The sequence below is a fragment of the Pseudomonas sp. MN1F genome (assembly GCF_009391885.1).
GTDB lineage: Bacteria > Pseudomonadota > Gammaproteobacteria > Pseudomonadales > Pseudomonadaceae > Aquipseudomonas.
Genome location: NZ_VZII01000015.1, coordinates 20,100 through 29,829 on the forward strand (window position 1 = coordinate 20,100; position 9,730 = coordinate 29,829).

The 9,730-nt window shown below is 53.5% G+C and carries 10 protein-coding genes; 6 read left to right on the top strand and 4 right to left on the bottom strand.

The genetic code is table 11. The features are described from left to right. Positions 1-247 precede the first annotated feature (247 nt). Together F6X59_RS10295 and F6X59_RS10300 are read right to left on the bottom strand one after the other, a co-directional pair. Positions 248-535 carry a DUF3077 domain-containing protein gene (locus tag F6X59_RS10295; RefSeq protein ID WP_152956168.1) on the bottom strand — a complete coding sequence of 96 codons (288 nt, stop codon included), beginning with the start codon at positions 533-535 and terminating at the stop codon, positions 248-250. Between the two features lie 111 nt (positions 536-646). Then, on the bottom strand, positions 647-904 hold the full coding sequence (locus F6X59_RS10300; RefSeq protein WP_152956169.1) for a hypothetical protein: 258 nt from the start codon (positions 902-904) through the stop codon (positions 647-649). Between the two features lie 482 nt (positions 905-1,386). Here F6X59_RS10300 and F6X59_RS10305 point away from each other — a divergent pair, with 482 nt between their 5' ends. Together F6X59_RS10305 and F6X59_RS10310 are read left to right on the top strand one after the other, a co-directional pair. Beyond that, entirely contained in the window at positions 1,387-3,141 is a 1,755-nt protein-coding gene (locus F6X59_RS10305; protein ID WP_346652953.1) for a phosphoethanolamine transferase CptA, read from the top strand. Between the two features lie 150 nt (positions 3,142-3,291). After that, complete coding sequence (locus F6X59_RS10310; protein WP_152956171.1) at positions 3,292-3,894, top strand: phosphatase PAP2 family protein; 603 nt, start codon at positions 3,292-3,294, stop codon at positions 3,892-3,894. Between the two features lie 74 nt (positions 3,895-3,968). Here the strand turns inward: F6X59_RS10310 and F6X59_RS10315 are convergent, their stop codons facing one another. Beyond that, the gene (locus F6X59_RS10315) at positions 3,969-4,628 is read right to left on the bottom strand and encodes a hypothetical protein (RefSeq protein ID WP_152956172.1); all 660 of its coding nucleotides are present in this window, start codon (positions 4,626-4,628) and stop codon (positions 3,969-3,971) included. Between the two features lie 684 nt (positions 4,629-5,312). Between F6X59_RS10315 and F6X59_RS10320 the strand changes: the two genes are divergently transcribed. The 4 genes from F6X59_RS10320 to F6X59_RS10335 all read left to right on the top strand — a co-directional run bounded on the left by F6X59_RS10320 (position 5,313) and on the right by F6X59_RS10335 (position 8,599). Beyond that, positions 5,313-5,651: a hypothetical protein gene (locus F6X59_RS10320; RefSeq protein ID WP_152956173.1), complete on the top strand. Its 339-nt coding sequence runs from the start codon at positions 5,313-5,315 to the stop codon at positions 5,649-5,651. A gap of 232 nt (positions 5,652-5,883) precedes the next feature. Further along, positions 5,884-7,143, top strand: coding sequence for a hypothetical protein (locus F6X59_RS10325; protein ID WP_152956174.1), 1,260 nt, complete (start codon positions 5,884-5,886; stop codon positions 7,141-7,143). A gap of 97 nt (positions 7,144-7,240) precedes the next feature. Beyond that, positions 7,241-7,888 carry a hypothetical protein gene (locus tag F6X59_RS10330; protein WP_152956175.1) on the top strand — a complete coding sequence of 216 codons (648 nt, stop codon included), beginning with the start codon at positions 7,241-7,243 and terminating at the stop codon, positions 7,886-7,888. Between the two features lie 24 nt (positions 7,889-7,912). Then, positions 7,913-8,599 (top strand): hypothetical protein, encoded by a 687-nt coding sequence (locus tag F6X59_RS10335; protein ID WP_152956176.1) that lies wholly within the window; start codon positions 7,913-7,915, stop codon positions 8,597-8,599. A 313-nt stretch (positions 8,600-8,912) separates the two neighbouring features. Here the strand turns inward: F6X59_RS10335 and F6X59_RS10340 are convergent, their stop codons facing one another. Next, complete coding sequence (locus F6X59_RS10340; protein WP_152956177.1) at positions 8,913-9,707, bottom strand: DNA adenine methylase; 795 nt, start codon at positions 9,705-9,707, stop codon at positions 8,913-8,915. Between the last annotated feature and the right edge of the window lie 23 nt (positions 9,708-9,730).

The following is a 9,730-nucleotide window of genomic DNA, read 5'->3' on the forward strand; positions in this document are numbered from 1 at the left end:
CTCAAGAGCAGCAATCACTGCTCGCCTGGCCTCCCTGAAGCCAATTTCCATAACTCATCCTTGTCGATACGAAAATCATCGTACAAAACCCGAATCGATGCTACCCCTTGGTAAGCCGAGACGACCAACGGCACCTCGGCCAAGCAGTGAAGTGAATCCAGAGTACCTGATGAACTATGGTCGCTTTGTACGAGCGACGGCGGGCTGCAACTTTGCGGAATGTGTCGAATGCAGCTGGCACACTGCTTCAGTGGGCCTTCAGCATTCCCAAGTGCGCATCGTCCATCAGTGCCTTGGCCATCTCGCACAGGTAGTGCGAGGCCCAGACCAGCGCGGGTTCGTCGTCCATCACGCCGATGAAGGAGGCGCGGCGCGAGCAGTCCATCAGCAAAGAGGCCTGCGCCATGGCGTGATCGCAGCAGTTGCCGGGTCCGACCCGGAACAGGCGTTTGCCTTTGGCCACGCCTTCCAGGCAGGTGGCCGAGCCGACAGTGGTACCAAGCCTGGCGGTTGCTTCGGGGAGTTCCTTGTCCATTCTCAATCCTCTTTATTTGCTGAGGCTGATGGCCTCTTCGCGGGTGAACCCGCGAATGCGGTTGCCCAGGCAACCCATCTATCCGAGCCATCAGCCGAATGGGCCAGCGCCTCAGTGCAGCGTGTACGCCTGCCGAGGCCGCTTTAACTGCACCTGCGCAATCGCCGACTCCAGCAACGTGCGCACGGCCTCCATTTCATGAATCATCGATAGCGTCATGACGGTGGCGGGTGACTTGGGCAGCGTGGTGACGGCCTGCTGGGCCACGGCCAGGCCGCAGAGCAGGTATTCGGTGGCTTCGACCAGCGTGTCTTCGAGGTAGTGGGAGGCATCGGGGGTGAAGGGGGGATCAGGAACGATCTTTAGCATGGCGAATCTCTTCGAATTGAACTGAAAGGATCGCCACCTGCTCACTTGCAGATGATTGGGTGGCGGCTACGTACAGGCCTGCAAGACCGGTCAACTCGAAGACAAAACCCGGCTGGTCCAAGGACCACCCGTACGTAGCCACCATAAAGCGCAGCCGGACGCAGAGCGCCATTGCTGATGGAGACTTCTTCAAGCTGACCTCAGGCTTGCAGACCTGGGCGCCGATTTCCCAGCGCCCGGCCAGACTAGGTAGCTAAAACTTCCACCGCAATGCCCCAAAGACTGATTCAGACGCGTCCTACAAGCCAGAGGAAAAATCTGTTTCTTCTTTTGTAGGAGCCACCCACTTTCGGCAATTTCGTAATGCTTTGTTAAGATTCTTTCCATATTTCATTAACGTAATTTTCACGTTCCACGCTCTAGCCTCTCTGCCTTTCCGGCAGCCCCCATTCTGGTTGCCGCCATGGTTCTACGAGGCACACGTGGCAAACACCGCATCCCCATCCGCGCCCAAGCGCGTGGACTGGGCCGGCCTGGGCTGGCTCCTGCTGTTCTTCTGGTACTTCTCCGGCGTCACCCAGGCGCTTCTGCTGTTCAGTGGCACCACCGGTTTCGCCGGTTTCCGCGATGCCCTGTTCCTCAGCACCCTGTGGTTCGTCCCAGTCCTGCTGCTGCCACGCCTCACCCGCACCCTCGCCGCCGTCATCGGCGTGGTGTTGTGGGCCGCCTCGCTGGTGGGCTTGAGCTACTTCGGCATCTACCACCAGGAATTCTCGCAAAGCGTCATCTTCGTGATGTTCGAGTCGAACACCGCCGAAGCGGGCGAATACTTCAGCCAGTACTTCAGCATTGGCCTGATGCTCGGCCTGCTGGCCTACACCGTGGGCGCCGTGCTGCTGTGGACGCGCGTGCGCCCGGTCACCCTGCGTCTGCGCAGCCGCATCCCGGTGGTGGTGCTGTTGCTGGTCGCCAACCTGGTGCTGCCGTTCTACAAGCAGATGGTCACCCAGGAACGCAACTTCGCCGATGCGGCGGAGAAAGTGCAGCAGCGCATGGAACCTGCCGTACCCTGGCAGCTGGTGGTCGGCTACCGCCAATACCTGCAACAACTGAACAACATGCAGAGCCTGCTGGCTCAGAACGCCGCCCTGCCGCCCCTGCAGAACCTGCAGGACAGCAGCGGCGACGCCCCGCGCACCCTGGTGCTGGTGCTCGGCGAGTCGACCACCCGCGAGCACATGCACCTGTACGGCTACAACCGCGACACCACCCCCAACCTGGATGCCCTGGCCGCTGACAAGAGCCTGACCGTATTCCAGAACGTGGTCACCCCGCGCCCCTACACCATCGAGGTGATGCAGCAGATCCTCACCTTCGGTGACGAGGAACACCCCGACCGCTTCCTCACCGACCCGTCGCTGATCAACCTGATGAAACAGGCAGGCTACAAGACCTTCTGGATCACCAACCAGCAGACCATGACCAAGCGCAACACCATGCTCACCACGTTCTCGCAGCAGACCGACGAGCAGGTGTACCTGAACAACCAGCGCAACCAGAACGCCAGCCAGTACGACGAAGTGGTGCTGCCACCGTTCGACAAGGCCCTGAAGGACCCGGCGCCGAAGAAGCTCATCATCGTCCACCTGCTGGGCACGCACATGGACTACCGCTACCGGTACCCGGATGCCTATCAGCACTTCACCGATCGCAAAGGTGCGCCGGCTGCACTGACCGATGACCAGGTGGAAACCTACAACTTCTACGACAACGCCGTGCGCTACAACGATTTCGTGGTGTCGAGCCTGATCAAGCAGTATGCGGCGACCACGCCCAACGGCTTCCTGCTGTACCTGTCCGACCACGGCGAAGACGTATACAGCTCCGGCAACCACGACCGCCTGGGCCGTAACGAAGGCGCGCCGACCCGGCCGATGTACACCGTACCGTTCCTGCTGTGGACTTCACCGAGCTGGCAGGCCGAGCACCCGCGGGACCTGCAGTCGATGGCCAACCGTGCCTACAGCAGCTCGCACCTGATTCATACACTGTCGGACCTGGCAGGCTTGAGCTACGACAAGTACGAGCCGGCCAAGAGCCTGGTGAACGCGCAGTTCGCGCCAACGCCACGCTGGATTGGCGACCCGTACCGCAAGGATGGGTTGCATGAGTTCGACCAGCTACCGCAGGACACGGCGGAGCAGACTCAACAGACTGCGGCCAATTCCCAGCAGTAACGAGCGGACGGCTATGCACCGCTCTGAAGGCCGATGGCGAGGTCCCTGATCACGCCTTCGGCCTTTTCTTTATCCAGTCGCTGCGCACTGCATGCAAGCAGCTTTACTTGAATCAATACAGCGTCTGAACGCGCGGCGGGGCAACACACCATGGGCGAATTCGAAACATTCAACCGCTCCCTCTTCCTGTTGATCAACGCCGGCAGTGACACGCCGCACTGGCTGGTCCTGCTCGCCATTGGTATTGCCAAGGGGCTGATCTTTCTGCTTCCCGTGCTGATGCTGGGCTTCTGGGTGTGGGGGCACCGTGGAGAACGCACACTGGTGCTCAAGGCGACGCTGATTACAGTGATTGCATTGGTCGTCAACCAGGTGATCTGGGCCGTCTGGCCGCACCCAAGGCCGTTCATGATCGGCTTGGGGCACACGTGGATGCTGCACGCACCTGATTCGTCTTTCCCGAGCGATCACATGACCGTGTTCGGCTGCATCGGCTTGACCTTGCTGCTGGATGGCCTGTCGGGCTGGGGCGTGATCATTCTGCTGACCGGGCTCAGTGTCGCCTGGGCGCGGGTGTTCCTGGGCGTGCACTTCCCGCTCGACATGGTGGGTGGGATGGTCGTTTCGTTCTTGGTTTACTCAGGGTTCTCGCCAGTCTGGCAACGTATCGGCCGGCCTGTCACCGAGCTGGCGGAGCGCTGCTATCGCAGCCTGATGGCGGTGCCGATCAGGGCGGGCTGGCTGAGGGGCTGAACCCCTCGGCCTTTTTCCATGTTCCGGTCGTTGCCCCAGCCCTCCATGTCACTAAGGAGCAACCCATCAATTCATCAAAACGACTCAACAGGCTTCTTGGCCTCAGCCAGAACCTTATTTTCCTCTAACCGAGGAAACGTAAACCGAATAACCATCCCCGCACCCGCACCTTGCCCAACCATCACCAACTCAGCGGACCGAACATTCTCCGGTGCAGCAGCCAACGCACTAACAGCATTGGTTTGCCCGTCAGCGCTCAGCCCTTCGAGAAAGGTGTAAGTCAGACTGCCAGATGCCAGAGCGACCTGCTCAAAGTTGGAAATCTTCGTCGTCAGTTCTTCTTGGCTTCTCGACTTTCTCGCAGTATCAAACACATCCAGGATGGACTTTTCATCGTTCATGGAAACCAGCGTGAACGAGTTGGAAAGCCCCGCGATAGCTTTGACATAGGCGTTTTGATCAAACGGGCTGATCAGTGAAACCATCATCAGCTTGCCACCGGAGAAGATCAGTGCGACGGTGAATTTCTCTTCCAGGAAATCTACATCGTCGATACACCTCGCGGTCCCGCCGACGTCTTTGGAGCAGTCGTAGTAACCGGCAGCTTTAGTGAATTTTGCGAGCGGGGTCTGGTAGACGTAGTTCTTGAACAGCTTTTCTTCGGCGAGAGCCCCCTGAGCGGAGGCTAGCAAGGCGCCGGCCACGAGAATGGATGACGCGACTTTCTTCAGCATGGGGTCCCTTCCTTACTTTGACTGATAGCCAGATGCTATCAGCCCATTTCATGGCTGTCTTGCTTAATCCCACACTGGATGAGGTTGTACTCCCGGATATCACTCAGCCCAAGCGGTCATTCCTGATAAACTCTCTCACCTCCCAGCCACACCGATTTTCTACCCCCATGTCCCCGATCTCCGCACCCGCCCCACTCTCCCGGCGTTTTTCCGTTGCGCCGATGATGGATTGGGAATACTTTACCGCAAAGTCTTGATTTAATTAGCTTTCACAGACGCAAACTGAAAGCCGTACCAATTTTGTACCAACCACCCTCACTTCTACAGTCGGAAGAAGCCCAGCTCTTGGCTGGTCTTCATGCTATATCCAACACTATGGCGTAGCGACGAAGAGATGCATCATCTGAGCTGCCCATTTTTGCTCAGCACGATAGGGATTTGGACCCGCTCGGAAGGTTCAGCAGGCCGTAACAGGCTCATTTCTACTGGGGTCCAAGCCTATGGTAATAGGCTGTGGCGCCCTAACGCGGCCGAGATTTTGCCCTAAATTTGCCCTAAAATTTCGGGGATGCTCTCCGCCTCGCAAACCGCACAGCCGCCTCTGTCTCAAAGCAAATTTTCTTGGCTTCACGGAGTAGCCAAGTGCTATCGTGGCAGCTCCTTTTGACATCAGAGAATGAATCGATGACGGCTGAAGAGAAGGCGCTCTCTAAACTGCTTGAGTATGGGCATTTCGATCAGGCAGACAACAAGGTTGAGGGCATTGCAAAGCGAGCCATGAGCCACGGTTACAGTAGCCTTACGCAACCGCAGAAAGCAGTTCTCAGTAAACACCTCACGAGAAACTGCGAAGGCGTCACAGATCCAGGCGGGCACCATAATGGCTGCCAAGCAGAGCTGGACAGTGAAGCTCTCGCCGACGCACTCGACAGAGAAAGCTACGGAGATGGTTTCATTTGTGATTCTTGCGACCAAGAGTCACATGAGTATCAGCATCAGTGGGACAAGATGAACGCTGAGTAAATCACGGCCTGCATACACCGACTGTGCTGCAATATGGGCAATAATAGGCGCCCATACTTGGGAATATGGATGTCAAAGCGCCTTATTGCTTCCGAGCATAGGTGCATCAGTGATGCTTAGATTGGCATGAGACGAGGTGCGGAATACCCAATTTTTTCCCAACCGAGAAGCCGGAAGGCCGAGCCGGGGCGTCCGCGTTCATTCCATTCGTATATCATACTAAAGTGACTTGATGAGCATAAAAGATTTCACATCCTTGCAAATTTGTCAATTAATAGTAGAAGCTCTTCGGGCTGAACTGAAGATTGAAGCCGATATTGCAACCCTTAAAGTTAGAGATCGCGAATTCCAACTCCCTCTTAGCCTAATTACCAGAGCGGTAGGCTCAATTCTGACTAAGGCTATCAGCGATGAAACAGCTCTATATACTGAAAATGATTACGAAATACTAGTAAACGTCGAGAGCCCACACCCATTCTTAATGCGCAGCGAAGCGCTCATACTTGAAGACCCAGATAACGGCACCACATTTGAAATTTCCGCAGCCAGCACTGAATACCTGATATGGTTGATTTGCTCTGCGCATGAAAATGGATCATTAGCTGATTTGACTTCCGGCCAAATTGGCAGAGATAGATTAAGAATGATGTCAGAGGATGCAAGCGCGCTGGATGCAGTCAGAGCTGTCATCGGGCGACCACTGACATTAAAAATTAAAACATCCTCCCGAACAAACATAAAAAGATTTCACTCACTTTCTAACTCATTGCTATTCCATCTAGCTTACAACCTCGACCTCGCCTTAGTCCCCCAAAGATATTGGGCAGAAATTTCTCGCCGCGGCCGAATTACTCGGATGCGACGTTCTTCTGTTAGCGAGATGGACCCACCCCGCAGGTTTTATAACGAGGATCTAGTAAATCATTATGTGCTGGGGATATCGACAGACAACCCTACCGTTCAGTTCCTTTCATTCTACCATGTACTAGAGCATTTTTTTGAGTCTGTCTTCAATGATGACCTTATTGAAAACATAAAAAACGCAATCACTCAACCCAGCTTTTCCTACAAGCGAAAGAAAGATGTTGCAGGTTTAATTTCAACAATCAAGAAAAGCCTTCAGATTCGAAGCGAAACTATAACATTTAGCGAACTTCAAGCGCTACGCATAACCCTATCAAAATTTATTGACAAGCAAGACATAATTAACAAGCTTGCGGACTACGATGCCTCGTTGCTAGATTATTACAAGAACGAGCAAGTACCCTTCTCTAATGGACCCCAGGTCGACCTGCAACAATCAGATAACGATAGCATTGTAAAAAACTTGGCCAACAGAATCTATTACACCCGTAATGCGTTGGTGCATAGTAAAGATGGTGACAAGGCAAAATACACTCCTTTCCGAGATGAACGGTATCTAGTTAATGAAATCCCACTTCTTCGCTTCATCTCTGAGTCTGTGATACTGGCAGTCTCCGAGCTTTCGTAATAAAGCACAAACCTCTAAAGCAACCAAATAAGCGCGCCCTACCATACTAGGACAGGGCGCTAGACTATAAATAATCCTTTCACTGATCACAACCGACATGGACATCGAATCCTTCCAGCAGTGTCTAAGCTATTTGAATTTAAGTGACAAACCAAAACCTCTTCTTGAAACCCTCCTACCATATGGTAGCGCGCTCACCGGGGTAATTATCGGTTTCATGCTGAACCAAGCCCGCGAATGGTGGAAAGAACGCAAAACGCTAAAAAACAAAAAAAAGTGCATTGACGAAGACATCCACAGGTCACGACACTCAATAGAGCTAGCAGTAAAGGAATGCATTAGCATCCTGAATATGCTAGTAATTAAGAAACTTCCCACAGGCCACAACTTACCAACCGGATTCAAAACACCCTTGCTGGAGGAATACTTCCCCTCTATAGCCCACACATACACTGTCCAATCCAGGTATTTTATAAAAGAACTAAGCGCCTACGCCAGCCACCTAGAGTCAATCACAAAGGAGCTTTCACCAGAAAAAGGTGTATTTGGCTTCTCGCTGACCACGCTCGAAATACTAAACATCTGCACTACGATGGTAGGAATGTGCGATGTACTTTTAGGAGATCAGCAACGAAAAGATCTATCCACGCTACTCACATCGCTTGGGCACAGCAATGAAGATCTGTTAGTTATTGAAATAATGTCCGAAAATGCCGAACAGCATAATGCGAAACTTAAGCTTTAAACCTCACAACCGAAAGGAAATTCTATGGCAGTACATTTGGATGAAGCTGAAAAGCAAATTCTTGGCGCCCTCTTGATAGACTTCACGGAGCGCATGCTTGACGCTCAGGCACTGTCTAATGGGTACGAAGGCCCAAAGGTTACGGATCTTACTGAAGCAATTTGCTGCGGGGACGACATAACCACTGTCGACTTCGACATTGCCTTTGCTGATCTCGAAAAGAAGAAACTGATCAGGACTGGCCCTTGGAAGGCGTACGAGAACAGTCCAGGCGCAAGCTTTATCATGATTGGGGGATACAGCTTGAAGCTGTATGCGAGCTTGACACAGCTCGGATATAAAACCTCCAGGCAGACACCTAATAAACCTTCCAAATCCCAACGCATCGTTAATAACGTGCATATCTCCGGGGGACAATTTAACAACTTGCAACTTGCTACCGGTGAAAGTATTTCACAGAAGATGGACGTGACGACTGGCGAAGAAAGTGAAATCCTATCTAAACTCGTAGCAATACTGGAGACACAGGGCCAGACTGTCTCTATTGAGCAACGCGCCGACCTCCTCTCGGCCATTGATCAAGCCAAGGAAGGAAATGGCAAAGAGGCTAGATCTCTACTTGAAAAAGTTTGCGGCCCCGTATGGCACTCTGTTCAGCCAGTGATGTGGCCAATTGTGGGCGACCTGGTCAGACAGAGTCTCGGATTATAAGGCCTGTAGAAAAAATCAACTTGACTGGATTGGCGACTCAGTACAGGACGACCCGAAAGAATTTTCAAATTCAATCGGGTCAATTTTTAATACCACAACAGCATTGCGCTCACTTACACTCTCGACAGCAATTCAGTCGGGCAATTCCAGAATTTAGCTTTCATCCTTCCTCGCCTAACGAAACAATATTCAAGCATCTCTTGCATCTCTAAATCCTTGCCAATGGGTATTGACACAAATATATCCCTTAGCCTTTGGAGAGCTATCTACTTACTCCTGAGATTGACAAGACTCTTCTACATAAGGAACTAAGTTAGAACAGTCCTCCCAGTGATAATGGTTGCCAGTTCATGATAACCAGTTCCCCGGCAAGCTCCGCCTTACCATGTCGCTGGTTCGTGTTGCTGTAGCGAATATCCAGATACTCAAAGTGGAAGCCATCAAACGCACGCCGGATGTCCGGGTGATCGTTGATGCTGACCATCACCTTACCCTTGCAGTGGCGCATGAAGTCGGCCATACGCTCGTATTCCTCAAAGGGGAAGTCCACGCCATAGCCGGCGGTCTGCCAGTAAGGCGGATCCATGTAGAAGAACGTGTGCGCTCGATCATAGCGTTCGGCACACAAGAGCCAGGACAAGTTCTCGACGTAGGTGCCGGCGAGACGCTGCCAGGCGGCAGACAGGTTCTCCTCGATGCGCAGCAGGTTGATGGCCGGCCCTGTGGTGGCGGTACCGAACGTCTGCCCGGTGACCTTGCCGCCGAAGGCATGCTGCTGCAGGTAGAAGAACCGGGCAGCGCGCTGGATGTCGGTGAGAGTTTCAGGGCGTGTCATCTTCTGCCACTCGAAGATCTGGCGAGAGCTGAGCGCCCACTTGAACTGACGGACGAACTCCTCCAGGTGGTTCTGCACAACGCGGTAAAGGGTGACCAGGTCACCGTTCAGATCGTTCAGCACCTCCACCGGTGCGGGCTGGGGACGCATGAAGAACAACGCGGCGCCGCCAGCGAAGACTTCGACATAGCATTCATGAGGGGGAAAGAGGGGAATCAAGCGGTCGGCCAGGCGGCGTTTGCCACCCATCCAGGGGATGATTGGAGAGGTCATAGGTATGCAAGTCTTTACTGTAT

Coding starts and splice junctions, on each gene's coding strand:
- F6X59_RS10300 (WP_152956169.1), bottom strand. CDS start 904: ATGCTAAAGATCGTTCCTGATCCCCCCTTCACCCCCGATGCCTCCCAC.
- F6X59_RS10295 (WP_152956168.1), bottom strand. CDS start 535: ATGGACAAGGAACTCCCCGAAGCAACCGCCAGGCTTGGTACCACTGTC.
- F6X59_RS10325 (WP_152956174.1), top strand. CDS start 5,884: ATGAGCATAAAAGATTTCACATCCTTGCAAATTTGTCAATTAATAGTA.
- F6X59_RS10315 (WP_152956172.1), bottom strand. CDS start 4,628: ATGCTGAAGAAAGTCGCGTCATCCATTCTCGTGGCCGGCGCCTTGCTA.
- F6X59_RS10310 (WP_152956171.1), top strand. CDS start 3,292: ATGGGCGAATTCGAAACATTCAACCGCTCCCTCTTCCTGTTGATCAAC.
- F6X59_RS10320 (WP_152956173.1), top strand. CDS start 5,313: ATGACGGCTGAAGAGAAGGCGCTCTCTAAACTGCTTGAGTATGGGCAT.
- F6X59_RS10335 (WP_152956176.1), top strand. CDS start 7,913: ATGGCAGTACATTTGGATGAAGCTGAAAAGCAAATTCTTGGCGCCCTC.
- F6X59_RS10340 (WP_152956177.1), bottom strand. CDS start 9,707: ATGACCTCTCCAATCATCCCCTGGATGGGTGGCAAACGCCGCCTGGCC.
- F6X59_RS10330 (WP_152956175.1), top strand. CDS start 7,241: ATGGACATCGAATCCTTCCAGCAGTGTCTAAGCTATTTGAATTTAAGT.